The sequence below is a fragment of the Sphingobacterium athyrii genome, assembly GCF_003071065.1.
Lineage (GTDB): Bacteria > Bacteroidota > Bacteroidia > Sphingobacteriales > Sphingobacteriaceae > Sphingobacterium > Sphingobacterium athyrii.
In genome coordinates, this window is the sequence record NZ_QCXX01000013.1 from 1 (window position 1) to 25,092 (window position 25,092).

General features: G+C 41.6%; 25 protein-coding genes, 1 tRNA gene and 2 rRNA genes. 13 read left to right on the forward strand and 15 right to left on the reverse strand.

Translation table 11 applies throughout. The features are described from left to right. Position 1 precedes the first annotated feature (1 nt). A tRNA-Ser gene (locus DCO56_RS29430) sits at positions 2-75 on the forward strand. Between the two features lie 135 nt (positions 76-210). Here the strand turns inward: DCO56_RS29430 and DCO56_RS28700 are convergent. Beyond that, entirely contained in the window at positions 211-750 is a 540-nt protein-coding gene (locus DCO56_RS28700) for a methylated-DNA--[protein]-cysteine S-methyltransferase (RefSeq protein WP_241254928.1), read from the reverse strand. A 196-nt stretch (positions 751-946) separates the two neighbouring features. Between DCO56_RS28700 and DCO56_RS28705 the strand changes: the two genes are divergently transcribed. Further along, complete coding sequence (locus DCO56_RS28705; RefSeq protein ID WP_108637104.1) at positions 947-1,483, forward strand: ExbD/TolR family protein; 537 nt, start codon at positions 947-949, stop codon at positions 1,481-1,483. Between the two features lie 98 nt (positions 1,484-1,581). Here the strand turns inward: DCO56_RS28705 and DCO56_RS28710 are convergent, their stop codons facing one another. Beyond that, on the reverse strand, positions 1,582-2,148 hold the full coding sequence (locus DCO56_RS28710) for a hypothetical protein (protein WP_108637105.1): 567 nt from the start codon (positions 2,146-2,148) through the stop codon (positions 1,582-1,584). 185 nt (positions 2,149-2,333) lie between these two features. On the opposite strand from DCO56_RS28710, the gene DCO56_RS28715 reads away from it, so the two are divergent. The 3 genes from DCO56_RS28715 (at position 2,334) to DCO56_RS28725 (ending at position 4,731) form a co-directional block, all read left to right on the forward strand. Further along, a complete protein-coding gene (locus tag DCO56_RS28715) occupies positions 2,334-2,726 on the forward strand; it encodes a group III truncated hemoglobin (protein ID WP_108637106.1) in 393 nt (130 codons plus the stop codon). 128 nt (positions 2,727-2,854) lie between these two features. Continuing rightward, complete coding sequence (locus DCO56_RS28720) at positions 2,855-3,229, forward strand: BlaI/MecI/CopY family transcriptional regulator (RefSeq protein WP_104385877.1); 375 nt, start codon at positions 2,855-2,857, stop codon at positions 3,227-3,229. Beyond that, positions 3,226-4,731 carry a M56 family metallopeptidase gene (locus DCO56_RS28725; RefSeq protein ID WP_108637107.1) on the forward strand — a complete coding sequence of 502 codons (1,506 nt, stop codon included), beginning with the start codon at positions 3,226-3,228 and terminating at the stop codon, positions 4,729-4,731. Before DCO56_RS28720 ends, DCO56_RS28725 begins: the two co-directional genes overlap by 4 nt. Positions 4,732-4,878: 147 nt before the next feature. Here the strand turns inward: DCO56_RS28725 and DCO56_RS28730 are convergent, their stop codons facing one another. Next, the gene (locus DCO56_RS28730; RefSeq protein ID WP_108637108.1) at positions 4,879-5,160 is read right to left on the reverse strand and encodes a hypothetical protein; all 282 of its coding nucleotides are present in this window, start codon (positions 5,158-5,160) and stop codon (positions 4,879-4,881) included. A 226-nt stretch (positions 5,161-5,386) separates the two neighbouring features. Here DCO56_RS28730 and DCO56_RS28735 point away from each other — a divergent pair, with 226 nt between their 5' ends. Beyond that, positions 5,387-6,679 (forward strand): DUF3108 domain-containing protein, encoded by a 1,293-nt coding sequence (locus tag DCO56_RS28735; RefSeq protein ID WP_108637109.1) that lies wholly within the window; start codon positions 5,387-5,389, stop codon positions 6,677-6,679. Positions 6,680-6,696: 17 nt separating this feature from the next. On the opposite strand, the gene DCO56_RS28740 is transcribed toward DCO56_RS28735, so the two are convergent. Together DCO56_RS28740 and DCO56_RS28745 are read right to left on the reverse strand one after the other, a co-directional pair. Next, the gene (locus DCO56_RS28740; RefSeq protein ID WP_108637110.1) at positions 6,697-7,134 is read right to left on the reverse strand and encodes a DoxX family membrane protein; all 438 of its coding nucleotides are present in this window, start codon (positions 7,132-7,134) and stop codon (positions 6,697-6,699) included. Positions 7,135-7,377: 243 nt separating this feature from the next. Next, positions 7,378-8,583, reverse strand: a complete 1,206-nt coding sequence (locus DCO56_RS28745; RefSeq protein WP_108637111.1) for an aminotransferase class I/II-fold pyridoxal phosphate-dependent enzyme — start codon at positions 8,581-8,583, stop codon at positions 7,378-7,380. 176 nt (positions 8,584-8,759) lie between these two features. Here DCO56_RS28745 and DCO56_RS28750 point away from each other — a divergent pair, with 176 nt between their 5' ends. After that, a complete protein-coding gene (locus DCO56_RS28750; protein WP_108637112.1) occupies positions 8,760-9,218 on the forward strand; it encodes an Lrp/AsnC family transcriptional regulator in 459 nt (152 codons plus the stop codon). 24 nt (positions 9,219-9,242) lie between these two features. Here DCO56_RS28750 and DCO56_RS28755 read toward each other — a convergent pair whose 3' ends face one another. From DCO56_RS28755 to DCO56_RS28770, 4 genes are all read right to left on the reverse strand, one after another. Then, on the reverse strand, positions 9,243-10,265 hold the full coding sequence (locus tag DCO56_RS28755) for a bestrophin family protein (protein WP_108637123.1): 1,023 nt from the start codon (positions 10,263-10,265) through the stop codon (positions 9,243-9,245). A 315-nt stretch (positions 10,266-10,580) separates the two neighbouring features. Further along, positions 10,581-10,847: a PqqD family protein gene (locus DCO56_RS28760; RefSeq protein WP_108637113.1), complete on the reverse strand. Its 267-nt coding sequence runs from the start codon at positions 10,845-10,847 to the stop codon at positions 10,581-10,583. A gap of 273 nt (positions 10,848-11,120) precedes the next feature. After that, positions 11,121-12,728 (reverse strand): TlpA family protein disulfide reductase, encoded by a 1,608-nt coding sequence (locus DCO56_RS28765; protein WP_108637114.1) that lies wholly within the window; start codon positions 12,726-12,728, stop codon positions 11,121-11,123. Positions 12,729-12,942: 214 nt separating this feature from the next. Further along, a complete protein-coding gene (locus DCO56_RS28770; RefSeq protein ID WP_108637115.1) occupies positions 12,943-15,336 on the reverse strand; it encodes a PDZ domain-containing protein in 2,394 nt (797 codons plus the stop codon). A 385-nt stretch (positions 15,337-15,721) separates the two neighbouring features. Here DCO56_RS28770 and DCO56_RS28775 point away from each other — a divergent pair, with 385 nt between their 5' ends. Both DCO56_RS28775 and DCO56_RS28780 read left to right on the forward strand, forming a co-directional pair. Next, positions 15,722-16,093, forward strand: a complete 372-nt coding sequence (locus DCO56_RS28775) for a DinB family protein (RefSeq protein ID WP_108637116.1) — start codon at positions 15,722-15,724, stop codon at positions 16,091-16,093. A gap of 17 nt (positions 16,094-16,110) precedes the next feature. Next, the gene (locus DCO56_RS28780) at positions 16,111-16,830 is read left to right on the forward strand and encodes a DNA alkylation repair protein (RefSeq protein ID WP_108637117.1); all 720 of its coding nucleotides are present in this window, start codon (positions 16,111-16,113) and stop codon (positions 16,828-16,830) included. Between the two features lie 307 nt (positions 16,831-17,137). On the opposite strand, the gene scpC is transcribed toward DCO56_RS28780, so the two are convergent. Then, on the reverse strand, positions 17,138-18,631 hold the full coding sequence (scpC, locus tag DCO56_RS28785) for a succinyl-CoA:acetate CoA-transferase ScpC (RefSeq protein ID WP_108637118.1): 1,494 nt from the start codon (positions 18,629-18,631) through the stop codon (positions 17,138-17,140). Positions 18,632-19,066: 435 nt separating this feature from the next. On the opposite strand from scpC, the gene DCO56_RS28790 reads away from it, so the two are divergent. After that, positions 19,067-19,900, forward strand: a complete 834-nt coding sequence (locus DCO56_RS28790; protein WP_104385895.1) for a helix-turn-helix transcriptional regulator — start codon at positions 19,067-19,069, stop codon at positions 19,898-19,900. A 39-nt stretch (positions 19,901-19,939) separates the two neighbouring features. Beyond that, positions 19,940-20,791, forward strand: a complete 852-nt coding sequence (locus DCO56_RS28795; protein WP_108637119.1) for a 3-keto-disaccharide hydrolase — start codon at positions 19,940-19,942, stop codon at positions 20,789-20,791. A gap of 144 nt (positions 20,792-20,935) precedes the next feature. On the opposite strand, the gene rpsT is transcribed toward DCO56_RS28795, so the two are convergent. Then, the gene (gene rpsT, locus DCO56_RS28800) at positions 20,936-21,190 is read right to left on the reverse strand and encodes a 30S ribosomal protein S20 (RefSeq protein WP_046671646.1); all 255 of its coding nucleotides are present in this window, start codon (positions 21,188-21,190) and stop codon (positions 20,936-20,938) included. Positions 21,191-21,303: 113 nt separating this feature from the next. On the opposite strand from rpsT, the gene DCO56_RS28805 reads away from it, so the two are divergent. Then, a complete protein-coding gene (locus DCO56_RS28805; RefSeq protein WP_108637120.1) occupies positions 21,304-21,837 on the forward strand; it encodes an RNA methyltransferase in 534 nt (177 codons plus the stop codon). Positions 21,838-21,927: 90 nt separating this feature from the next. Continuing rightward, a complete protein-coding gene (sucD, locus tag DCO56_RS28810) occupies positions 21,928-22,800 on the forward strand; it encodes a succinate--CoA ligase subunit alpha (protein WP_077438675.1) in 873 nt (290 codons plus the stop codon). 62 nt (positions 22,801-22,862) lie between these two features. Here sucD and DCO56_RS29435 read toward each other — a convergent pair whose 3' ends face one another. The 4 genes from DCO56_RS29435 to DCO56_RS28825 all read right to left on the reverse strand — a co-directional run. Continuing rightward, positions 22,863-23,024, reverse strand: a complete 162-nt coding sequence (locus DCO56_RS29435; RefSeq protein ID WP_165305687.1) for a hypothetical protein — start codon at positions 23,022-23,024, stop codon at positions 22,863-22,865. Between the two features lie 9 nt (positions 23,025-23,033). Beyond that, on the reverse strand, positions 23,034-23,921 hold the full coding sequence (locus tag DCO56_RS28815; RefSeq protein ID WP_241254927.1) for a DUF4886 domain-containing protein: 888 nt from the start codon (positions 23,919-23,921) through the stop codon (positions 23,034-23,036). Positions 23,922-24,269: 348 nt separating this feature from the next. Further along, positions 24,270-24,381, reverse strand: a 5S ribosomal RNA gene (gene rrf / locus DCO56_RS28820). Between the two features lie 145 nt (positions 24,382-24,526). Beyond that, positions 24,527-25,092, reverse strand: a 23S ribosomal RNA gene (locus DCO56_RS28825); the annotation flags it as partial.

Genomic DNA, 25,092 nt, shown 5'->3' on the forward strand with positions numbered 1-25,092 from the left:
TGGCAGAGTGGTCGAATGCGGCGGTCTTGAAAACCGTTAACTGTCACAGGTTCGGGGGTTCGAATCCCTCACTCTCCGCAGAAAAAGCCTTTCAGAAATGAAAGGCTTTTTGCATGCTATCGGGCTTTGGAAAAAACCGCTGCGGGGTTTGAATACTATCGTCGATAAAAATTGTAAGGGGTGTATAAGTAAAGACTGGTCGAGTTGTTTTCAATCAAAAAGCGTAGGTGTCCGATCTTTCCTCTCCAGATCAATAAGAATAGATTTGTTTTTCAGACCTCCAGCAAAACCAACAAGTTTACCGGATCCACCAATGATCCGATGACAAGGTACAATAATAGATATCGGATTTTTATTCAATGCACCTCCGACTGCACGCACAGCTTTTATATCACCTAGCTGGCGCGCCAAATCCCCATAAGTTGTCGTGTGACCGTATGGAATAGCCAATAAGGCATTCCAGACTTTAAGCTGAAAAGCTGTACCCTGCATATCCAGCGGCAGGTCAAAAATAGTACGTTTGCGATCAAAATACTCAAAAAGTTGTTGCGCTGCAAGCAATAATATTTGAGCATCATCATCTCTATGCGGTATTGATAGCTTTGTACGGGTATAATCTTCTCCTTCCCACAATACAGCAGTAAGACCACGAATGGTAGCTACAAGCCTTATTTTCCCTAAAGGTGATGCAATATCCGTGTAGACAAGTCCATTATCCTGTTCCATATTTTTTGTTACCAAGTTACTCATCTTTTTTATTCCATTTCCGACAAAGGAAACATTGCTTCTCTTTTTATAATACCATTCCTATCTGACCTTAATCCTAAATTACTTCTATAAGAAGTAAGATAAAATGAATTTCGTTATAAAAAAATATGGAATTCGCGCATTCTAAACATCATATCTATGAGAATGAACAATAGTTGTTACCTAAATAATAAAGATCATGGCAGAATTAAACCAAAAAACACGGGAAAGCGGAAAGAAAAAAATTAGAAGCCGTAAAATGGCTCCAAAGGTGGATCTGACGGCGATGGTAGATCTTGCCTTCCTTCTGATTACCTTTTTCATGCTGACCACAACCCTAAACAAACCTGCGGCAATGGATATTGCCATGCCAGACAAAACAAAAGACGATGTGGATAGCCCGGTCTTTATTGATGAAAACCGGACAGCAACCCTGATCCTTGGCGATGGAAAATTTATGTGGTATCATGGTGACTTTAAGAAACCTATTGCTTCATCTGAAAAACCAGCCGATATAGAAAAGACATTGGCACAGGTGGTCGCACAGCTCAAAGGGAAGATCAGTACTATGCCCAATACGAAAGATATGATTGTCCTGATCAAACCGAGCAAAGAAGCACGGACGAAAGATGTCATCCGAACCATTGACGAGCTCAAACATCAGAACATTTCCCGTTATGTCATCGGTAAAACTCAAGACGAAGAGGAAAAGCAACTATTGGCATCCATTCAATAAAGGCTCCCAGCGATCAAAAGTTTACATCGGCAACAATAACCAGTCTGAGCATTCTTTGCCTTTTGAAGCAGAATTGCGGGCAGATGGACAATAATAAATTATCTTTTGTCCAGGTTTTGCCAATAACGTTCCGCATACTCTTTTACTTCCGCGGGCAAAGAAGCGTAATTATCCGAGTACGTCGTTTTTTCGTACCCGTCCTCCGCCTCTGCTCGCATACGATAAAATTGTCCTTTGTATAAAACCAGCGCAATACAGCTCAACTGCTTTTCGACATTATCCTTCGGATGTCTGGAATAAATAAACACCGCATCCAATTTTCCGTCTTTGTCTGCATCAAAAAAAGCTTTTCGGGATTCCCAGACGGAAGTAATAATACCATCTTCCTGAATAGTTTCTTCCACTATTGGCACCCACATACCATCGATTCGTTGAAATTGTTGCGCATACAGTTTATCTGGATCTGCTCCACGTTCCTCTTTTGAAAAAATGATATAATTATCTTCCTTTGCGGTCTGTATACGCTCAACCTGCAACACCCGTTTGCCTTTAAACGGAAAGCCCGAAGATTGAAAGTTTTCTTTATTGACCGTAATATCGGTAATCTGTGCCTGCGCGACGGAGCATCCCAGCAGCAGCAGGACAAAAAAAGTGTATTTTCCCATCTGTTTTTTCCCTAAATGTGCATTCAAATTACTCACAATAAAAGAAAAATCCAATATTTTTAACAGGCTTCTTTACATCAGCCTGATTCATTTCTCCATTATTCTACTTAAATTTAACTTATTATATACCGTGGGGCAGCTACAGTTAAGCAGTATCCGCTTCACAAAACTATACACGTATTCCCATGAAGCAGGATATTCAGTCCATTGCGGACATCAAAATATTAGTCGATCAGTTTTACGGCACTGTCCGTCAGGATAGTCTTCTTGGACCAATTTTTCAGGAACGCATCCAAGACAGATGGGCCCAACACCTGGAAAAGATGTATCGCTTTTGGCAGACCATCCTCTTGGATGAACATACCTACTTCGGCAGCCCATTTCCACCTCATATTCCCCTTCCGATCGAAGCAAAGCATTTCGACCACTGGCTTCTGTTATTTGAAGCGACTGTGGACCGTCTGTACAAGGGCGAAAAAGCCGAAGAAGCCAAATGGCGTGCACAAAAGATGGCGCAAATGTTCCAGTTTAAAAAAGAATATTTCAATACCAATCCTAAAAAGAAACCTTTATTATAGAAAAAGTCTTCGCAATATTTAGGTTCTCTCCCACCATAAAATATTTAAAATCAACAAAATAAATCACAAAATAGATTTTTAACACTTTTTAATTCTACACAATGTAGAATATGTTCTATATTTGTAGTATGAATAAATTATCAGCGACCGAGGAACAATTGATGGGGTATATCTGGGACATGAAAAAGGCCTTTATGAAGGATCTTATGGAAGCCTATCCTGAACCCAAACCTGCTCCGACAACAATTGCAACGTTATTAAAGCGAATGACTGAAAAAGGCGCTATATCTTATGTACTATATGGTAATTCAAGAGAGTACTACCCTTTGTTTGACAAGGACAGTTATTATCTCGCGCACGTCAATGATATCGTTGAAACGTATTTTGATAATTCGGCTTTAAAATTTGCTTCTTTTTTCACCAAACAATCGCAGTTGAACAGGGAGCAACTGGAAGAGCTGAAAAAAATAATTGATTCGGAAATTAAAAACAAAGCGACATGATTATCTATTTGGGAAAATTGATCGCCTGTTCAGGCTTACTGTATCTTGTATACATCTTTCTTTTGCAACGGCAAAAACTCCTGGTGTTTAATCGGTTTTATTTGCTTGCCATTATACCGATTGCCCTTTTTGCTCCGCTGGTACAAACTGCCCTGCCATCTTTTATTCCTGATTTCTTTCATTTTGGTACCGATCCGGCTTCCGTGCTGCCTGAAACTATGGAGCCCGCCGTCGCACCGGCGCTAGTAGATCGACAGGAACCGATAATGGACACGAATACATCCGTTGTTCTGATCTATCTGTTGATTGCGATGCTGCTACTGGTCAAACATATCCTGAATTATAGCAAGTTCACCTCTTACATTGGTCGCGGATCTGTTACGTCGGTTCCCTCTGTTTATACTATTCAAGGCCTCAAAACACCTTTCTCATTCTTCAGACGTATATATGTTCCCCATGAAGCCTTTACACGGGGAGAGATTGATTCTTCCATTATCGCACATGAACAGGCACATGTAAATCAACGGCATTCCATCGACGTGATGGCCATGCAGTTTATCCGGGTCATATTATGGTTCAACCCCTTCGTCTATCTGATCGATAAAGCCATTCGACAAAACCACGAGTACTTGGCAGATGATGCTGTTGTACAGGTTTATGAACGCACGAATTACCAACATCTGATCATCCAGTGGAGCATGTCTTCACCCGATATAAACGCATTACCGGCCAGTAATTTTAATTTTTTAACAACAAAAAAACGATTAATTATGTTACAGAAAAGAACAACCGGCGGTAAGCTCCTGCTGATGCCTGCGCTTACCCTATTGCTGACAACAGCAATTAGTCTACTGTTCTCGACACATGTCGAAGCACAGAAAACAACTCCGGCCAAAACAGAAAAGACCGCGCCCGCCAAACCAGCAGTAGCACCCCCTGCGGCTAAACAGCCCGGTGCTCCGAAAGCCGAAGAAATGCGGCCCAAACCTCCTAAAAGAGAAATGGCACCGCCAATGAAGCCTAAGAAAAACGCCGCTTCCAAAAAAGAAGAATCAGCATATGCTCCAGCTAAAATAGAAGAAGTATATGTAGAAAGCAGCAATGCAAACGGAAATGCAAAGTTTCAGGAACCTATGCGGATCAAGTTAAGCGGCACTGCGGATATGAGCGCCACTACTTCATTGAATTCAAATGTTCAAGTGAATGATCCCAATGCCGTAGTAACGGTAAAAAAAGGAACTGCACCTTCTGGATCAGCAAAGGTAACAGAAATAAGGTCGGCAGAACCAAATACGATAACAAAAGTAAACGTGCGTTCCGCTGGCACCATCGTCTCAGAAGCTAAAGAAAACAACGGAACGCAAGCCGATAGAATTGTACTTAAAGGCCAACCCGCAAAGGAGAACGCCACAGAGTCCGATAAAAAAAATGCGCCGGTTCCTAAGGAGGTCAGAATCCAGTATCGAGGTGAAATACCTAAAAATCCCCCTTTGTCCAAGTAATCAAAACTTAGATCAGGTAGCATAAAACTTCCTTTTCAAAAGACAAAAAATAACCGGAGGAACGATCTTTCCTCCGGTTTTCCAATCAACCCAACATGCATATGTGAAAATCGCTAAATCAAATATGCTGTATTATATTCCAACAGTTTATTGCATACGTACCGCCTGAATCACCTTCGGTGTGGATGTTAGGTAGTTCCTTAGTCCGGTGGCATACTGTTCTATCTCTGTATTCAAAGCATCGATATACTTCTTTTTTGCACCGCTGTCACCGTCGAGTTTTACCATCCAGTTGATTTCGGTACCACGATCCCCGCCTACCGACACATTAGGTTTAACAGCAGGAGAAACAGCCAAGATAATTGCTTTTTCAAGGCACTTGGTAGCTGATCTACAAGTCACAAGGTTGGTTCCCTGATCGTAAAACATTTCTTCGGGAGCTGATCAGAAAAAGATTGCCGGTAATCGGATATCACAAAGAGCTGCATAAACTCCTCGTTCATACGGCTCAAGTATTTATAGATTATTACGAATATAAATGACGGTTGAAACTTACAATTACCCCGAGAAAAAATAAAAAACTTTTTTACTACCTTAGATTGATAAAATAAACAAGAAAAAACCAGCTTGTTTCATTCACTATAGGAATACAGATATGAAATCGTATGCACTTGTTTTAGCGGCAGGCCTGCTCCCGTTTGTGGCATTAAGCCAAAAGATGGTCGCCCCCGGAAGCCCTGATATCAACACTAAATATATAAAGCCAGAGAAATCGCTTTATACCGTATATTATGTCAAAGATAATAACTGGGACAAGCAGGGATCATTGGTCTATGATATCACATCTACAGGCAATCAATTGACCTTAAAAAATTCCTACACACCCAAGGACAATTCCTGGATCAATGTCAGGACAAGTGTTGTGGATCCCCAAACATTAAAATCCATCAGCTATGCCAGTGATGGCAAAAAAACAAAATTAAATCTCAGCTTTGGCGAGACCATCACCGGTAATTATTATTCCAAAGAAACTAAAAAAGATAAAAAACTGAGTTTGCGTCCTACCGAGCCATTTATTGATTTTAATTGGACGGATCTAATGATTGGGACGCTTCCGCTGGATGTAGGCTATAAAGCTCGGATCCCACAATTCTATTATAATGACGAATCCAATACACAGGTTGAATACTATACGATCAAGGAGGTCAAAAGCTATAGCTATGGTTCACCGAAAACCGGCAAGCATGATACCTGGCTGATCACCTTATTGGAAGAAAACACAGGTGCAATTTACAATTATGTAGTAGACAAGAAAGACCGGCGACTTTGGCAGCGGGAGATGTCCATGGGCAACGGCAAATGGGAAATCACGGTCAATGAGGAACTGGACTATCAGCCCATCAAAAATCGGTTCGACAAGGAACTGGCTATCCGACAGATCTCCAACGGCAATAGCGTCATCATCGGGACCGCTTATGCGCGCTCAAGTTCAGGTAAAAGATTAGGCGGTCTTGTCAATACGGCGAAAAAACAATATGCGCCAAAAGGAACCGAGATTATGCTTTTTCCAAATTCAGCATACTACGAAGAATGGCTTGAGGTCAATAAGAAAATCCGTAAACAGAAAAAAGTTGCCGAGGTTCCACTGGATCCAGATTTTGGACACGCTATCAAGCGCTCCAAGGTGTATGATGATGAAGGACACTTTGAATTTGCAGAGCTAATGCCGGGCAACTATATTATTATGACCAGCTTTGACTTTACCAATTCGTACAACTATTCGTATGTATCCGGTTATACCAATTATTACAATTATTGGGGATATACCGGTTCCACGACAAATTATGGAACCGGAAGATCATCTTATACCGATAAAGCGACTATCGAAAAACGGATCAGCATTGATAAAGACGGCGAAAAGAAAGAAGTGAATTTAAAGGAAATGTAGGAAAAATAAAGACATATTTATTTCTTTTGATTTTTCTTCATCAGTCGATCAAAGCTAAATGGAAAATCCCGATAGCTCCCTAAGAGAAAACAGGCACTTGCCCCTACCCAAACCGAATAGTTAAACGTGACTTTGATCCCAAAAGACAGTGTCATCGTCAACGCGAAAACAGTTAATAGAATCCCTGAAGACAGCGCTGCGAAACGTGTCCGATAACCGATCAATAGCAACAGGGCCAAAACGACCTCGAGTATGGTCGCTCCGATAGCGAGCAGACTTCCTATTGACGCAGGCACAAAAAAATTGAGCTGATCGGAATAAGCGACAAAATTGGCCCAATTTCCCCAGGAAGCATTCGCCGTACCCGGGGCTCCCCAAAAACCCAAACGATCCGCCACAGCAGATAAAAAGGCTGTGGCCACAGCTAAGCGCACAAAAAATTGACTATACATCATTCTAAATTTTTAAGATCAAATATAAGGCAACAATATCCAGATTAACTTAAACCAGTTTAAGAAATCAACTGACCGACAACAATAAGGCCGCTAGCACTTTAAATACTGAACGGCCTTATAACATCAATTAATACGAATAAGAATTTATATGGTGCACACCTCCATTAAACCGTGATACACCATTTAAACGACAATCGAATTGCCGAATAGTCCCAATAAAAAGTGAAAACATATATATTTTCCTTAAGCCAGAACAGCCGTTTTTTCCATACAGGCTTTCATCCGCTGATAAGTACGTTCAATATCATGATCCAAGCCGATAGAAAAACGGATCAGTCCGTCGGAGATTCCCATGCTCACCCGTTCCTCTTCAGGAATTTCAGATGACGTCGAACTGCCTGAACAGGAAAATAGCGTTTTATAGAAGCCAAGGCTTACGGCCAAATAGCCAAGGTTCTCCTTTTGCATGAGCTCCATGAGCGCGTTGGCACGATCTGTCGTTCCGGCGTCCAAGGTCAATATTCCGCCAAAACCGTACTCTGCATGCATGATGTTTTTCATCAGCTCATGATGCTTATGAGAGGGCAATCCGGGATAGGAAACTTTCAGTCCATCCTTTTCAAAGCGTTCGGCCAGGTAATGTGCATTATAACTATGTTGCTTTATGCGGATATGGAGTGTACGGAGATTTTTCAGGATGCTGGCCGAGCGGAGACTGTCCATCGTCGGACCAAGCAACATGCAGGCACCGGAATTGACATTTTTTGTTTCGTTGATAAACTCTTGTGTACCACAATAGACACCACCGACAGTATCGCTGCTACCATTGATAAATTTTGTCAGGCTATGGATCACGACATCTGCACCTAACAGGCCCGGTGAGACGGACAGCGGCGAAAAGGTATTGTCTACAACAAGTTTGAGTTTATATTTCTTGCAGATGGCAGAAAGCCTTCTTAAATCAGCTACCTCCAGTAAGGGATTGCTGACGCTTTCACAATAAATTATTTTTGTCCCGGGACGTATCGCAGCTTCGATCGCTTCAAAATTACCAATATCAACAAAACTCGTTTCAATATGGAACGGCGGTAAAAAATTTTTCAGGAAAGCGTAGGTACCGCCGTAGATGGTTCGACTGGAAATAATATGGTCACCACTTTTACAGAGTTGCAAAAGTACTGTTGTTATCGCTCCCATTCCCGAAGCCGTTACATTGGCAGCAGCCGCATTTTCCAGCTTGGCCAGCGCCTGCGCAAGGTATAGATTCATCGGCGATGAATGCCGCGAATATAGGTAACAGCCATCCGCATTGCCCTCAAAGGTATCAAACATGGTTTTAGCGGACAGAAAGGTATAGGTCGAGCTATCCCAAATCGAAGGATTTACACCGCCGAACTCTCCAAAATATTGCAAATCCTGTATTTCATTTGCTGCATTAAAATCTTCCATCTTTATATAATTTGATTTTTAAATCTTCCTAATTTTTTATTTATAAAATTGGGTTATTTTACATTTTATTACAACACTTTATCAGTATATTAGATTATAAATCTGATATATTGATAAATTTTAGAAAATATATCTACAACAACTACATACAGCTGCTTTAAACCAAAAAATAATCTATGCACTTCGACGAAACTGATAAAAAATTACTCCAACTTCTGCAGGAAGACGCCAAACAGACCACCAAAGAGCTTGCTCATAAGCTCGGATTATCCGTAACGGCTGCTTATGAACGTGTACGTAAACTTGAAAACACCGGGGTGATCTCTAAATATGTCGCTTTACTTGATAAACAAAAGATCGCAAAAGATTTTATGGTGCTCTGTCATGTCAAGCTCACACAACATAAAAAAGAATATATACAGCAGTTTGAAAGGGAGGTAATGGATTTACAGGAAGTCACCGAATGCTTCCATGTCAGTGGCGACTACGATTATATTTTAAAGATCTGTGTTCGGGATATGGAAGATTATCGACATTTTATGTTGGCCAAGTTAACCTCCCTACAGCACATAGCGAGCACCCACAGCTCTTTTATGATCTCAGAGGTAAAGAATACCATGACTATTCTTATTTAGCCCCTGCCTAACAAGAATAGCATATTAGACCAGAACACCATTTTTCGAAGCAATCGGATCAGGTAGATTTTCCTCACCTGTCATCTGCAATAAATCGATTTCTATTGTTCGGCAGATGGACAACATCGGAATATCAAACATCAGTCCGCCAAAAGGATTTTCAGTATAATCCCCCACCAGTTCCATCACAATATAGATCCAGCCAATGACCACACAAAAAGGAATACTAGTCCAGATTCCCCAGTGGCCCAGTTTAGCAAATTCATTGACCAGCCCCAAAGGCATTAACATGATCAGAATAACATTAAAAACAAATGCCGTGCTGGCAAACTGCCTTGGCGAGGGGAACTTTTTGATCCGTTCGGCCTGTCCCTGAAAATCATAAAACTGATTGAGGCAGGTCTGCAATTGCATCTGATTGAAATCCGAGATAAGCCCATCGTTTTTTAAATCATTGACATCCTTTGCCTGTTGGGAGTTCAGATAAGTTGCAAAGTTTTTATAGACCGACTGTAACGCATATTCTTCTCTCGAAAGATATTTATTCAAGAATATTGGCGTCCGGCTATAATCCGGAAAACCGGCTTTGATCAGCCGATGTCGCTTGACATTCAGGGCACCGATATGCTTCTTCAGACTGATGTGTTCCCATTCGGTCGGAACGAGCAGTTGCTCGCGAAATTGGTACAACCAGGCAATATGGCGATAGGTTAATTTCTTTCTGATTTCTTCCAGATACTGCTGATCGCCCTGTCCGGTATTAAAGGCATAAAGCATGGATACAAATGAGCGGCTGGAGTTGACGATTCCGCCCCATATCTTTCGGGCCTCCCATAATCTATCATAAGCCTGGTTATTTTTAAACCCCACATAAAATGCTTCTGCTGTACCAATCAGCGCCAAGGGAAGCCAAGGAATAATCATCCATTCCCACTGAAAGAAATAATAGACGAGGGTAACAAGAGAACACCAAGCCGTCAGCCAGATTAAATGGACACCAGCAAGATTAAAGATCTGTTTGTAATTAAAATACTTTGTTGTAATCATAAAAGCATCCGGTTTTAACGTTCCCGCCCCAGCGATGTCTGGTAGGAGAAACAAATTTATCCACAGCTGAATGTACCATTTAAATTTCTACAGTCCAATATCACCTATCATTTTATTTCAAAATCTATCTATTATAGATCACCTTATTGTAGTTACTGTTTTTGCTGGCAAAACGCGTAAAAAATCATCCCCTGTCTATTGTATCTATCTCAAAAAAAAAGAATAGACCGAAGTATTAAGTCGCCGATGCTAGTAGAAAAAGTGACATAGGCGTAATCTAAAATTGAATGCCTCCTAAAATTATCGGTCCATCAGTTAGATCAAAAAACCTTGTTTTTCAAATTGCTTTACCAATTTTTCAGCATCTTTTTCAGCCACACTTTCTTCTACCTCGTAATTATCTAATAAAACTGCAGTGACACTTTCAACATTAAATTCCTTTCCTTGCAGTTCTAGCCAGATCTGCACAGCAGTCTCATTAAAAGTATAAACCTTGGATGCATCCAATTGATCTTGCCCGGGATAGACTAAGATATGGTCATCGCCCAATTTGCGTAATTGTAAATCTCCTCTAAGTTTCATCTGGCTATTCCTCTGTTTATTTCTATGACATTCAAACAATTCATTTGGTTTGTCCTATTACGAAAAAGTATATACATTATACAATAGGTCCGAACGGCAGCCTCTTCTCTACTGCGGCTTGTTATCAAAAATACAAAAGACACTCGAAAAAATAACTAAAAAACTCAACAGAGATAAAGAAAAATAACTAAGGAGTTTAAAAAAACGGGCGTATAACAGCTAATACGATTACGTATGGCTTTACAAAATAACACCAGTTCCGCTTTTCTCGCCTTAACTTCCTTGCAACTGCTCGTAAGTAAATAGCTGCGGATAGCTTTTGGGCAGTTCATAACGCCAGTTATGCATCGGGAAATTGTCATTCCGGATCTTGCCGTCGGGATCCATTAGAATATACCGAGGTATGCCGTTAAATTTAAATAACTCCCGCAACGCCAGATACTCATCCGGCGAAACGATATAGCTTTCGAACATGTGGTTTTTGACCACATAATCGTTATAGAAATTCATATCAGGGGTACCGCTGCTGTCCGTCACGAAAACAAATACCAGGTTGGGATTATCCTTTAGTTTTAGGCGTTTTTCTTTCAACGCCTCAATCCCAGCACGGCAGGGCCCACAGGATTCTGACCAGAAGTCAACAAGAACGACCTTACCACGGTATTTATCGGTCAGTTTTTTAAATACAGCCGCAGATGCCGTCTGTGGCAAAATGTAACCTCCCATGGATTTTTTCACTCTTTCGTTCAACGCTAGGGCTTCTTTTTTCAAGTCCTTATTGGTCAGGACCTTCAATAGGTCATTTGAAATCTCCGTCATCTGTACCGTGTCTTTTGCATTTGACATCCTGAATTTCAATGTCCGGAGTTTTGCTGCTTCAGTAACCAGCGTACCGGCTATAGGTCCATTCATTTTTCGATTTAAGGAGTCCAATGCCTGGTAGAAGTTTAATTTCCGCTGGCTGTTCATTAAGCTATAAAGGCTGGTGGTAGGAAACAACGGTGAGTACTCAAAGCGGTTGATAAGTGTCGAGAACTCCCGCGGGACAAATAAGGCAGGATCATTCAGGTCCAGGCGTTTTATAAAATCAAAGTAATCTTCCGGAAGGGGGGATTTAAGGTAGGGATTTAGGCTGTCACTTTTTGAAATCCCTTGGCGATACATCTGGAGATCCATCAGCTGCGCGGCGTAATTGACATCCACATCACTTCGGATCAAATGCTTTACCTTAGGGGTATAGGTAGCTCTCTTCAGACGGTCATTTACATCCTGCCGGACGGAATCCCATGTAGCGATAACTCCCTCTTTGGCCTGCTGTGTAGGTCTTTCCTTCAACAGCTGTTGAATATGATCATAAAATTTCCTACGGTTGCTTTCCCATTTAAAATCCGCAAGCTGTTGATTTTCCGGAGCAAGCGGTCCACCGTACCGCAACAGCTCCAATTGGCCGCCCGGCGAAGCTTTCAATGTCATAGCCAAGGTATGGCCGGGTTCGATATAATAATAGTAATTAAGCCCATTGATGGATAGATAAGACATTTCCGGATTGACCGCCAGGTAACTGCTCTCAAAACGGCCATCGGGATATATCCGAATTGTGGCCGGATAGTCTTCTTTGGTCAATTGATTGCCGCAATAGATAATGCCGCTATTAAAACCGAGCTTTGGGCTATAGCCTTCAATAAAACCGATGATACGGACAGAATCTGATCCGAAAAAAATTTTATCATAGTTTTTAAGCACGGTTTTGACCTTCGCCGCAGCAAGTTTCTGTTTCATCCAGCCCCTAGGATCAACAGTTCCTGTTTGTTTTGATACAGTTTGAGCTGAAGCAAACGAAAAACTCAGAAAAATAAAAAAGGCGATAATTGGCAATTTCATAATTTTTAGCTTTTAATCCCTTTAAGTTAAGCATTTTACATCAAATAAAGTATAGATTTCAAAAAACTAATCCCTATGTTTAGTTAAGAATGATCGTACATTTTTAGTCAAGAATAACTTTACTCGGCCCGAACCCGACTTAAACAGAAAAAAGAGGCTTTCCAAAGCCTCTTTTTATTTCTATTCAACTATTGATCTTGCAGCATATCATATGTTATAATTGCAAAGCCAATTTCTGCTGTTGCTGGTTTCTTACAACAACAACTTTAGGCTGATCTGCATGGATCAGCTTCTTAATAGCCTGCTGTAAGTCGGTTAATTTTTCAATTTTCTCGCCCTGGTAATCCAGGATCACATCATTGGCACGTAGTCCGCTTTTGTAAAGTGTGCTCTTTTCATCCAGCTGGAGAACCAATACGCCAGCGATGGATTGAAGTCCAGCCGCGGACTGTTCGCCCAAAGTTTCAACAGATTTAAACTGCCCCCCTTTCCATCCCCATTTCAGGCCCTGTTCTTTCGCTCCTGACCGGATCAACTGTGGTATTTCGGGGCTGGCAGCAAGGGATTTCAGCCTTTTGTCCTTGACGCCAAAATGTAGCATGTCAAAATTTGTGAAGCCATTTCCTTTCCAGTCTTTCAACCGAAAATCGCCCTGAATCGCATCAACAAAATTCAACGGAACAACACGTCCGTGTTTTTCCACTCCCTTGGTCTGATCTTTTAGTAAGTCTTCTTTTCTTGTGTAAATATTATGGTCCACCTCATCCCCCCAGTACTTAACCTGAATATCCTGATGGCTATGCATCACCAGATTATCACGAAAGATGTCATGGCTGTCCTTAAACCACACATGTGGGTGGAAACCATTGTTGATCATGACATTGTTATATACTTTGCGGTAAAAGCCCTCCCGCAATTTTAATCCGCCGCTTAAACAGAGGTTATTGTAGATTTCGTAGTTGGAAGATCCATCATCGAGGTCAATATCCCAGCCGTGGTCGCAACGAAAGCGGTTGTCGTGAATTTTTGTTGTTCTGACCGCATCCAGTAAAATTAAGTTGGGATGGGCTGCTGTCATCTGATCCATTTCTTTACGGTCGGGATGCCAAAAACGGTCACGTCCCCAAGAATTAAAAGCGCCATGATCACTGGTCTCCAACACGGTATTGAAGATGTCGTTGTAGGCGATCTCATGCCCGCCCCAGGTGCCATCACCGACATTGATACCCGCACGGGGCACATTATAAATCGTGTTGTGCAGGATCCGCAAGGACTCTGCCATGGAAACCTGTACACCGGCAACCTGCTTTTCAATCAGACCGATCGTATGAATCATATTGTCACTGGCCTCGCAGTCCATCGGGTAGTTATTGGTTTTAGGACCTCTGAGAGTGTCTATCTGACTGAGCGGAACAAATTTTTCATAACGGAATGCGGGTGAGCGTACAGCTTCGGGGTCACCTACAAAATTGATGCCTCCGGCACCGATCTGCTCAATCCGGTTGCCGCTGATCTTTACGCCGCGATTGTAATTGCTCACAAAGACAGCATTCCCGCCCAATTCGACAAAATCATTGGCACGAAGGGTGCAATTTTCAGCGCCCTCAATCTTTACCGCTCCCTGCCGGTAGATAGTCCAGTCGCTGCGCAACAGTGGTTCCGAAGTTTTCATAAAGGTAGGTGCCGTATGCGTAAAACATAAGCCACTGATTTCAATATCGTGTACCGGACCGGAAGCGGAACCCGAAATAGTGATTAAACTTTCAAGTTGGGGAGCCACAAACTTAAGCTGATTGGGATCCTTACCATGGGATGGCATGTAATATAGTGTCGCTGTAGCCTCATCCAGATACCATTCCTGAGCAGTGTCAAGTTCTTCAAAAATATTCTCGACAAAGCGATAGGTTTCGTGCATTTTGCTTGGGCGGTTATTTTGCTCTCCACCTTCAAGCATAACTTTTGACGAGTCCTCTTTTCCTGTGATACGGTAGTGGAACCCACCCCAACGGCCTGCGTGCAGCGCATGCACAATACCCCCGGTCGGGTTTTTCCAGGTCGCGATACGTGCTGGACTCAGTGCATCTGACGCATAGCCCTGAAAGGGTAATATGGAGGCATCATAATTGGGATACCGTGCCCGAACCAAATGTTTTTCATTGGCATAGAGACTCTGGAAACTCACTCCAGCAGGAACTTTAGCTTTCCAGATCCCTTTATCGCCCTGTTCCCATTTTAGATCAAGGGTTCTACCCCCACTGAGGATGACCTGCTTTCCATCGGCGGCTTTAATCTTTAAGGGCTGTCTCTTACTACCGGAGTGATTTGCCAAGAGCTGTATCGGTTTGTCGAGGTAATACGTTCCGCCGTTAAAAATAATTTCGATGCCGTAACCGGCCTTTCCCTTTTTATATTTTTCTGCGGCACGGAGGGCTGCATCAGCTGTGGCAAAAGGCTTTACCGATGTCCCCGTATTCTGGTCGCTGCCTTTTGGACTGATATAAATACGCCTGACGGTGCTCGACTGCTGTGCCTGTGCGGCGGGTATAGCCAAGCAGCTCATTCCAATAAAAAATAGCCCCGCAACTTGGCTCGATTGTATTTTCATCATATTAGTATTTCATGTTGGTTATTTTTCTGATCAATTTAGTTTTTATCATTCAGTTTCCTTGTATTAAAGATGCCTTTAATACAAGAATTTATCCCTAAAAATCCGTTTATTTTGTCAGTTTGTTTTTTAGCTGTTGTCCAAAAAAGCCGATCGCCTTTCATATGCATCTATTAAGCGCTTATTACACTATAATCTAACTATCAAATATTCGATTCGCGGTGTGTTACTTCTATTTTACTGTCTATTCATGCAATTCCAAACTAACAGGCTTCCCAATCATAGTCTAATCAGTATGTAATACTCCATACTTGAACTAAATATCGTAAATCTGTATGGAAAGATATTTATATTTACCTAAAGATGTAAAAACAATCAACCAAAAATTATGAGCTTAAAAACATTGAACCATATCTGGCAGACACAGGAGTATTGGTGGAGCCATATTTCGGAACGCAATGATTTTGATTTTGAAAAAACCTTCAGTAAAAAAGTGGGTATTTTCAGCGCCATTACTGAGAGTACGCAAAAAATTCAGGATTATGTAGAAGGTCTTTCGGAAGAAGATTTAGAAAAAAATGTCAAAGTTGAATCACCTTGGTTCCAATGTGATTTTTCAGTATATGAATATATTCAGCGTCTGATGATCCACCGAACTTATCACCGCGGACAGATCGTCACCATAGGCCGAAATATCGGAATAACAGACGCACCAATGACAGATTACAATTTTTGGAATATCTATAAGGACCAAAAATAAATAAAGAGGTTACCGCGATGGAAAAAATCACAAGTAAAGTCCGTGTCAGAGAAATCCTGGAGCAGGCTAAGCTGGGCTGGAAACAGCAGGGACCGGACGCCCTTCTCATAGCTATACAAGTTGGACTTGTAAAAAAGAAAGTGAGTTTTCCTCTTCTGGAATATGCCGCAAAGGAAATAGCAATGTGGATACCCGAAAATGAACAGACCGTTTTTACGGATGCACTGAGCGCTACCGATGAAATGGGAAGTTATGTCATAGCGGGGATGATCTTACAACTACAGCTCCCCATACATCTGGAGCAGTCGATCCAGAAAGCATGCGGGTATATGATAAAAGGAGACCAATGGTATGTCTGTGACATCATAGGTGAACGTGTACTTGGACATGCACTCCTTACTTTTCCAGAAAAAACAATCCCATTATTGGAGCAGCTTACCAAAGATTCGAATAAATGGGTTGTCCGCTCGGTCGGTGTCGCCACACATTATGCCGTAAAGAAAGGCCTGGCACCGAAATTTGCTGAAGCCATGTTCAAACTGATGCTGTCATTATCCGGTTCAACGGATTTCCATATCAAAAAGGGAATCGGTTGGGGTGCTAAAACCATTGCCAAATTCCACCCTACAATCATAGCGCGTCACATGGACAGGATTGAATCTTTAGAAACCAAACAGTGGTTTCGAACAAAAATTACCATAGGTCTGAATTGGAACAAGGCAGCTACGTCATTATAGATAGCATTGGGAAAGTCTGGTAAATAGACAATCGAATGTAACCTCTTAAAGGACTGATGAAATTGGATCAGAGAAAAAGATCCTGACCTGTAAAAACAGCCGCTGGTTTAGGAATTGTCGTGGTAAAATGAGACAGTTAGAAGAACATGTGCATCCTCAAAAGCGGTCCAACAGCTAAAGGGGCCGCCCGGGAATAGAATATCTGAAACGATACCGCGGAAAAATAAGTACGAAATTATAAAAGAATAGGGCTAACCGAATCTGCTCGGTAGCCCTATTCTTTTTCAGCCAGCAGCGCTATATTTGGCTAGTTTTTTTTCATGGTTCCTGTTTCTCTCAAATTGATATGCCAACTGAAAGCCTCCTCCAGTAAATGTGGCGTGTGCCCACCTCTTTCGCAGGCGCGATTGTAATAATCCAACAGTTGTGCTTTGTAATCCGGATGTACGCAATTTTCAATAATAACTTTCGCACGTTCACGAGGAGCCAGCCCGCGCAGATCAGCCAAACCGTAATCTGTCACCAAGATATCAACATCATGCTCCGTATGATCTACATGGGATACCATCGGGACTATATGAGAAATCGCATCGCCTTTGGAAGCCGCCTGTGTGACGAAGATACTTAAGTAAGCATTCCGGGCGAAATCTCCGGAGCCACCTATACCATTCATGATGTTGGTACCTGAAGTATGGGTGGAGTTTACATTGCCGTATATATCAAATTCTATCGCTGTATTAATCGCAATGATACCCAAACGTTTGATCAATCCCGGTGTATTGGAGATGTTCTGAGGGCGTAACACGATCTTGTCCCGGTATTTGTCCAAATGATCGAATACACGGGAATAACATTCTTCTGATACGGTAATGGAAGAGGCTGACGCAAAATCCAGTTTACCCGCATCAATTAAGTCAAATGTACTATCCTGTAATACCTCCGAAAACATCGTTAAATTATGAAATTTACTATGGATAAAGCCTGTAAGTACCGCATTAGCCACTTTTCCAATTCCCGCCTGCAGCGGCATCAGACTCTCGGACAGATGCCCAAGTTCAACTTCATTCTCAAAAAAAGCCAATATATGCTTTGCTATTGCTGTTGTTTTGTCATCTGGCTCAGCAATATCGGCCGGACTATCTAATTCATTTGTAAACACGATACCCACAATCTTGCCGGGATCCAATGGGATTGTCTTTCGACCGATTTTATTTTCAGGCGCTACAATAGGGATAACATTACGACGCGGATAGTCTTCAGCCTGGTAGATATCATGTATTCCTTTAATAGTGGTCGGAATAGCCGTATTAACTTCCAGAATAACCTGTTTAGCCAATGCAGCAAAGGTTGCCGAATTACCTACGGAGGTTGTTGGAACGATACTGCCATCTGATTCGATCGCAGCGACTTCCAAAACGGCAATATCAACTTGCGGCAAATTCTTATTGTGCAACAGTTCAGCAGTCTCGCTTAAATGCTGGTCAATAAAAAGCACATCCCCAGCATTGATCTTATTGCGGAGGGTACGATCTACCTGAAATGGCATCCGTTTGGACAGGGCTCCGGCCTCAGCCAATTTACCGTCTGTACCATGACCTAAGGAAGCACCCGTAATCAACGTTATTTTCAAAGGATCCTCTTTGGCCCTTTCCGCCAAAGCCGGTAATACAGCTTTACTATCGCCAGCTTTGGTAAAACCGCTCGACCCAACGACCATACCATCCTGAAATAATTTTGCAGCTTCGGCAGCTGTAATAACCTTATCGTGTAAGCTCTGAATTTTTATCCTTTCGTAAGCCATATCCTTATAATTTTATTTATGTACGCTATTCATGTAAACTTAAGAAATTGAAACCTATTTACATCCGCTATTTTAAAAGATATTAGACCCTGGTGTACATTTCTCAAACAAACAATTTTAGTGTTTTTTTCTAGCGTGAATTTATTACCATTCGACACAAAATTATTCAATGGAGACGAAACAAAAGTAAACAACTGTATATCAGTAAAATAAATTAAAATATAGTTCTAATTATTTTATAAAAAAAAGAGACCTACTTCATATAAAGCTGATTTTCAATAAATTAAAAACAATAAATTTAAATCATGGTAAGTAAATACTAACTCTCCGGTGTTTTATTTGCAATTTTAATGTAAGCATACACTCACTTTACGCGCAACAAGGTCAGGTCTAGTAAAAAAGTCTTACCTTTGCAGCGTAGTTTTATAGGAAAAAATGAACACAAAAGATACAACGAGCGATGCAAAATATGTCAACCGCTATTACATGACGGAGGTCGACTCATTTGAGGATAGCATTTATTGTCACCATGCCATCATAGCGGAGAACCATATCACTGAGCACTGTCATGATAAGGATCAATTTTTATACACCGAGGGTGGTGTCGTTTTTATCAAAACGGATGAAAAATCATATTTTTTGCCAGCTCGGCATTACCTGTGGATTCCTGCGGGTGTAAAGCATAGTATCCATCCGAGTACACCGGAGGTTGTGATGCGTAATCTATATTTTCCAAAGACGAACAGCGATACTGCATTCTACAGTAAAATGGGGATCTATCCGGTAAACGATCTGCTGATTGAATTGATTATGTTTACCAACCGTTGGAATGGCAATATATTTCCCGTCGAGGAACCAAAATATAGCTTAGCGACTGCATTTAAGCTTATCCTCCCTGAGTTGTCCTTGCACGAACTCCCGCTGGCATTGCCCTATCCAAGCCACCAAAAATTAAAAGATATCGTTACTTATCTGGAGGAAAATATTGAAGAAAATGTGAGTTTTAAAAAACTTGCGAGCCTATTTAATATCAGCGAACGTACATTGGCCAGATTGTTTCAGAAGGAATTAAACATGTCTTTTATTCAATATTATACGATCCTCAGAATGCTAACTGCCCTTAAATTGTTACTGGATGAAAAACTCAGTGTCAATGAGGTCGCATTGAAAGTCGGTTATAACAGTTTACCTACATTTAGCAATACATTCAATAAGGTCGTAGGTATTCGCCCCAGCGAGTATGTCAAACAAAAAGAATTGCTTATTTAAAAATGTTTACCTAAATTAGGTCAATAAACCTAATTCAGGATGAAATTCAAACATATTATCTATGGTGCTGGAATTTTATTACTCAGTACTTCCGTATTTGGCAATTCTCAAGACAAAAAACCCAAGCCCATTCAATTGTTCAATGGGAAAGATTTAAAAAATTGGACTCCTAAAATCCGAAACCACAAGGTTGGAGATAACTATAAAAACACATTCCGTGTCGAAGATGGTTTATTGAAAGTCAGATATGATGGCTACGATAATTTCAATTTTCAATATGGCCATCTATTCTACGATAAAGAATTTTCCGCTTATTTATTACGTGTCACTTATCGTTTTGTAGGCGAGCAGGCTCCCGGTGGTGAAGGCTGGGCCTGGCGCAATAGCGGTGCCATGCTACATGGACAAGATCCCAAGACGATGGGCGTAGACCAGGATTTTCCGATATCTATCGAAGGTCAGCTCTTGGGTGGTAATGGCAAGGACGAACGCACAACAAGCAATCTGTGTACACCGGGGACGAATGTCGTCATCGATAACAAACTCTTTACGCCGCACTGTGTCAGCTCGACATCAAAAACTTATGCTGGCGATCAATGGGTAACGGCTGATTTCCTCGTATTGGGAGATTCACTTGTACAGCATATCCTTGAAGACAAAGTGGTATTACAATATACCAAGCCTCAAATAGGAGGTGGCAGTGTAACAGACTTTGACCCTGCCGTAAAAAAAGATGGGCAGCTATTGAAAAAAGGAAGCATCTCACTTCAGAGCGAGAGTCACCCGATCGATTTCAAAAAGGTGGAACTATATGATCTGGAACCTTACATGAAAGATCCCAATAAATTGAAAAAAGTCATCGCTGAGTTATTGCCCAATCTAAAACAATAATTCTGCGCCAATAACATAAAATAAAAAAAGCATCAGTACTGATGCTTTTTTTATTACTATTCGCCTGGAAAGAGAAATCCAAAGTATATAACATAAAGAAAAGGGATACAGCGAGCTGTACCCCTCAATATCTATACATAAAGCTTACGCTAAACCGTTAACGAATTTAGTTAACTTAGATTTGTTGTTAGAAGCTTTTTTCTTGTGGATCACATTTTTCTTTGCCAAACGATCAAGCATAGAAATTACGCGTGGTAACAATGTTTTTGCTTCCTCTGCAGAAGTTGTATGACGTAATTTTTTGATTGCGTTACGCGTAGTTTTTGCTTGGTAACGGTTTCTTAAACGTTTAGTAGCGTTTGCTCTAATTCTTTTGATCGCTGATTTATGATTTGCCATTTTTTTTAGCTAATTTTTATTCAATTTTTTCTTGTAATTCGGACTGCAAAAATAACACCTTATTTTCAATATTCAAAATCTATTTTGTTTTTTAGGTTTAGTATATTTGCGGCATGCAAAAATTATCGATGGATGAACTTCAACGTACAGATGTTGAATCGTTTAAAAAACAAGAAAAAACGCCTATCGCAATCATTTTGGACAATGTTCGTAGTATGCACAATGTAGGTTCTGCCTTCCGTACAGCGGACGGATTTGCTATTGAAAAAATATACTTATGTGGCATTACCGGAACGCCACCACACCGAGAAATTGAAAAAACGGCTTTGGGAGCAACGCAATCTGTCTCTTGGGAATACCACAAAGAAACGACCGATGTCGTAGCGCAGCTAAAAATGGAAGGTTATACCATCATTGCCATTGAACAAGCCGATGATAGTGTCATGTTACATCAATTTGAACCAAAGCCCGATAAAAAATATGCTTTAATTTTTGGAAATGAGGTCAATGGTGTCGATGAAGAGGTGATGGAAAAGATCGATACTTGTATCGAAATCCCTCAATATGGCACCAAGCATTCACTTAACGTATCTGTCGCAATTGGCATTATCCTTTGGGATTTTATCCAAAAACGCAATCTGAACTAAAAATTTATCAATAAAGGTCATATTCCTATCCACATTGCTTCCATTTTAGAAAGCAAAATAGTAGATTTGTGTGCAAAATTTAAAGAAGAAATGAGTGTATTAGTTAATAAAGATTCAAAAGTAATCGTTCAAGGTTTCACTGGAAACGAAGGTACTTACCATGCGACTCAAATGATTGAGTACGGAACAAATGTAGTTGGTGGTGTGACTCCCGGTAAAGGTGGTCAACAACACTTAGACCGTCCTGTATTCAACACTGTTCAAGATGCAGTAGACGCTACAGGAGCTAATGTTTCTATTATCTTTGTACCTCCAGCATTTGCTGCAGATGCAATCATGGAAGCTGCCGCTGCGGGTATCGAAGTGATTGTATGTATTACTGAGGGTATCCCTACGAAAGACATGATCCAGGTAAAATCTTACCTGAGCGACAAAAAATCTCGTTTAATCGGTCCAAACTGCCCTGGTATCATCACTGCAGGTGAAGCTAAAATCGGTATTATGCCAGGATTTATCTTCAAAAAAGGTAACGTAGGTGTTGTTTCTAAATCAGGAACTTTAACTTATGAAGCGGTAGATCAAACTGTAAAAGCTGGATTAGGAATCACGACAGCTATCGGAATCGGTGGTGACCCCATCATCGGCACAACAACTAAAGAAGCTGTTGAATTATTAATGAACGACCCAGAAACTGAAGCTATCATCATGATCGGTGAGATCGGCGGTGGAATGGAAGCTGAAGCTGCACGTTGGATCAAAGAACATGGCACTAAGCCTGTTGTAGGATTTATCGCTGGTCAAACAGCGCCTCCGGGACGTCGTATGGGCCACGCTGGTGCAATCGTTGGTGGTGCGGATGACACTGCTGCTGCAAAAATGAAAATCATGCGTGAGTGTGGTATACGTGTAGTTGAATCTCCAGCTGAAATCGGAAAAGCAATCGCAGAAGAGTTGGCTAAATAATTAGTCCGTTAAGCATATAAAAATAAAGGGGATCAAAATTGATCCCCTTTATTTTTATACACTCAACCATGCAACTCCACAACATGCGCTGTGAGCTCCCCTAGGCTTATAGATTTTTCATGCGGCGGCCAATCCAGTTTTTCATCTGGTATCTGATCTAAAATACATCTCGTATTTTTTGTTTCGTGATTCAGTTCGATCAAATAGCTTTTTTTGATACTCATATAAATACATTATTTCATCAACTGAAAATCCTTTAATACGGTAACCCCATAAGGAGATACCACCGCTTGATGCGCAGCCTCCCGCGCTATCTGTCCTTCAATATAGGTCACTTTGAGTGGCAAAAACGTATTATTGACAACATTTTCTTTAAATAGTGCCTCGTACCAGGTACAAGCCGCGACAAAACGTCCATAATCCAAGTTAAGATGATAACCATCCCTTGTGAATTGATCGCCTAGATAGCTTGACCGTGCATTTTGTATAGCTGTCCCCGAAGGCACGAGTACATCAAAATTACCCCAATTAAAGACTTCCTGAGAGGTGTTTACGATAGCCTTATACATCGCACTCTGATTACGATTATACCGGACAAAACCTTCATGCGATGAACCATTCTGATAGGCCCAGGTTTGATGTAATATATAGTTTGTTTCCGGATACTTTACATGTTTTGTGACGTACTCATATAAAAGTGGTAGATCCTTTGCATAGGATTCATAATCTCCCGACAAAGGGCTTGCCTGCTGGAAACTGATGTAATCCCAGGCTTCGTCAACCAAAGCCTCTGAAAGCCGTTCGTTTGTCTTCTCGGACATATGGCCTTCCAGATTGATCTTCCTGTAGCGATAAGCAGGTTTATCCTCTTTTGCATTGCTTACATGCAGGCTTAATGGCGCACCGCCAATATAGAGGTTACCAATTACGATTTTTTTCTTTCCCGCTTTGGCCAATTCATAAAGGTTTTGCTCGATCGCGTCCTCGGAAAAGCTGTTTCCAATGGCCAGTATACGCAAAACACCATCATCCAAGGATTGTTCTTGTGCATTTAATCTCCTGCCACTAAGAAAAAATAGTAATAAAATACTAAGTAAGAATATCTGTTTCGCTTTCATCATAAATTGCTTTGCTATAACGACTAAATTAGAGAATATCTCGTAGAATTACAATGATAACGCAAGAAAGGCAAGTTTTCTCCGGACAGGGTGCTTATCAACAGCACTTGGGCCATGGTTTATTCGGCTGCTGACTGAGTACAATACGTGGCCGTCCGGTCTCAGGAGTTCCGAGCCTGTTCCCCGGGGTTTCACTGCCCGACACTTCTTCATAGAGGACATCGGCCGGAGGCATAGTATCGGCAAAGGGAGATAAAAGAACCGGGGGACAAATAAAAGATCTTCCGGAAAGGAGATATGACCTAAACGAAAGAAGCCCTTGACTGTTTCCAGCAAGGGCTTCCGTGTAAAAAAAGGCACCGACCTACTCTCCCACCTGTTACGGCAATACCATCGGCTCTGGCGGGCTTGACTGCTCTGTTCGGAATGGGAAGAGGTAGACACCGCCGATATAGGCACCTAAAGATCTTTTTAGATGTGAGATATGAGATATGAGTATTGAGATCCTGTTAGGTCCCAGATAGCACGTATCCATGTCCACGTCTAAATGACATATATATTGAAAGATTACTTCAAAAATTAAAGAGGAAGACAACAGTGTCTGTCTGCTTGAGAAAGCTTCGGGCTATTAGTACCACTTGGCTTTGGTCTCTCAACCTTTACACCTATGGCCTATCAACGTAGTCATCTCCTACGACCCTATAAGGAAGTCTCATCTCGTGGCTAGTTTCGCACTTAGATGCTTTCAGCGCTTATCTATTCCAGACGTAGCTACCCTGCCGTACACCTGGCGGCATAACAGGTTCACCAGAGGTCTGTCCAACCCGGTCCTCTCGTACTAAGGTCAGATCCACTCAAACTTCCAACGCCCACAACAGATAGGGACCGAACTGTCTCGCGACGTTCTGAACCCAGCTCGCGTGCCACTTTAATGGGCGAACAGCCCAACCCTTGGGACCTTCTCCAGCCCCAGGATGTGACGAGCCGACATCGAGGTGCCAAACCTCCCCGTCGATATGAGCTCTTGGGGGAGATCAGCCTGTTATCCCCAGCGTACCTTTTATCCTTTGAGCGATGGCCCTTCCATACAGAACCACCGGATCACTATGTCCGTCTTTCGACCCTGTTCGACTTGTAGGTCTCACAGTCAAGCAAGCTTATGCCATTGCACTCC

What these genes read in the sequence shown, in the direction of transcription:
- DCO56_RS28700 (WP_241254928.1), bottom strand. Translation starts at nt 750, where the DNA reads ATGAGTAACTTGGTAACAAAAAATATGGAACAGGATAATGGACTTGTC.
- DCO56_RS28705 (WP_108637104.1), top strand. Translation starts at nt 947, where the DNA reads ATGGCAGAATTAAACCAAAAAACACGGGAAAGCGGAAAGAAAAAAATT.
- DCO56_RS28710 (WP_108637105.1), bottom strand. Translation starts at nt 2,148, where the DNA reads ATGGGAAAATACACTTTTTTTGTCCTGCTGCTGCTGGGATGCTCCGTC.
- DCO56_RS28715 (WP_108637106.1), top strand. Translation starts at nt 2,334, where the DNA reads ATGAAGCAGGATATTCAGTCCATTGCGGACATCAAAATATTAGTCGAT.
- DCO56_RS28720 (WP_104385877.1), top strand. Translation starts at nt 2,855, where the DNA reads ATGAATAAATTATCAGCGACCGAGGAACAATTGATGGGGTATATCTGG.
- DCO56_RS28725 (WP_108637107.1), top strand. Translation starts at nt 3,226, where the DNA reads ATGATTATCTATTTGGGAAAATTGATCGCCTGTTCAGGCTTACTGTAT.
- DCO56_RS28730 (WP_108637108.1), bottom strand. Translation starts at nt 5,160, where the DNA reads ATGTTTTACGATCAGGGAACCAACCTTGTGACTTGTAGATCAGCTACC.
- DCO56_RS28735 (WP_108637109.1), top strand. Translation starts at nt 5,387, where the DNA reads ATGAAATCGTATGCACTTGTTTTAGCGGCAGGCCTGCTCCCGTTTGTG.
- DCO56_RS28740 (WP_108637110.1), bottom strand. Translation starts at nt 7,134, where the DNA reads ATGATGTATAGTCAATTTTTTGTGCGCTTAGCTGTGGCCACAGCCTTT.
- DCO56_RS28745 (WP_108637111.1), bottom strand. Translation starts at nt 8,583, where the DNA reads ATGGAAGATTTTAATGCAGCAAATGAAATACAGGATTTGCAATATTTT.
- DCO56_RS28750 (WP_108637112.1), top strand. Translation starts at nt 8,760, where the DNA reads ATGCACTTCGACGAAACTGATAAAAAATTACTCCAACTTCTGCAGGAA.
- DCO56_RS28755 (WP_108637123.1), bottom strand. Translation starts at nt 10,265, where the DNA reads ATGATTACAACAAAGTATTTTAATTACAAACAGATCTTTAATCTTGCT.
- DCO56_RS28760 (WP_108637113.1), bottom strand. Translation starts at nt 10,847, where the DNA reads ATGAAACTTAGAGGAGATTTACAATTACGCAAATTGGGCGATGACCAT.
- DCO56_RS28765 (WP_108637114.1), bottom strand. Translation starts at nt 12,728, where the DNA reads ATGAAATTGCCAATTATCGCCTTTTTTATTTTTCTGAGTTTTTCGTTT.
- DCO56_RS28770 (WP_108637115.1), bottom strand. Translation starts at nt 15,336, where the DNA reads ATGATGAAAATACAATCGAGCCAAGTTGCGGGGCTATTTTTTATTGGA.
- DCO56_RS28775 (WP_108637116.1), top strand. Translation starts at nt 15,722, where the DNA reads ATGAGCTTAAAAACATTGAACCATATCTGGCAGACACAGGAGTATTGG.
- DCO56_RS28780 (WP_108637117.1), top strand. Translation starts at nt 16,111, where the DNA reads ATGGAAAAAATCACAAGTAAAGTCCGTGTCAGAGAAATCCTGGAGCAG.
- scpC (WP_108637118.1), bottom strand. Translation starts at nt 18,631, where the DNA reads ATGGCTTACGAAAGGATAAAAATTCAGAGCTTACACGATAAGGTTATT.
- DCO56_RS28790 (WP_104385895.1), top strand. Translation starts at nt 19,067, where the DNA reads ATGAACACAAAAGATACAACGAGCGATGCAAAATATGTCAACCGCTAT.
- DCO56_RS28795 (WP_108637119.1), top strand. Translation starts at nt 19,940, where the DNA reads ATGAAATTCAAACATATTATCTATGGTGCTGGAATTTTATTACTCAGT.
- rpsT (WP_046671646.1), bottom strand. Translation starts at nt 21,190, where the DNA reads ATGGCAAATCATAAATCAGCGATCAAAAGAATTAGAGCAAACGCTACT.
- DCO56_RS28805 (WP_108637120.1), top strand. Translation starts at nt 21,304, where the DNA reads ATGCAAAAATTATCGATGGATGAACTTCAACGTACAGATGTTGAATCG.
- sucD (WP_077438675.1), top strand. Translation starts at nt 21,928, where the DNA reads ATGAGTGTATTAGTTAATAAAGATTCAAAAGTAATCGTTCAAGGTTTC.
- DCO56_RS29435 (WP_165305687.1), bottom strand. Translation starts at nt 23,024, where the DNA reads ATGAGTATCAAAAAAAGCTATTTGATCGAACTGAATCACGAAACAAAA.
- DCO56_RS28815 (WP_241254927.1), bottom strand. Translation starts at nt 23,921, where the DNA reads ATGATGAAAGCGAAACAGATATTCTTACTTAGTATTTTATTACTATTT.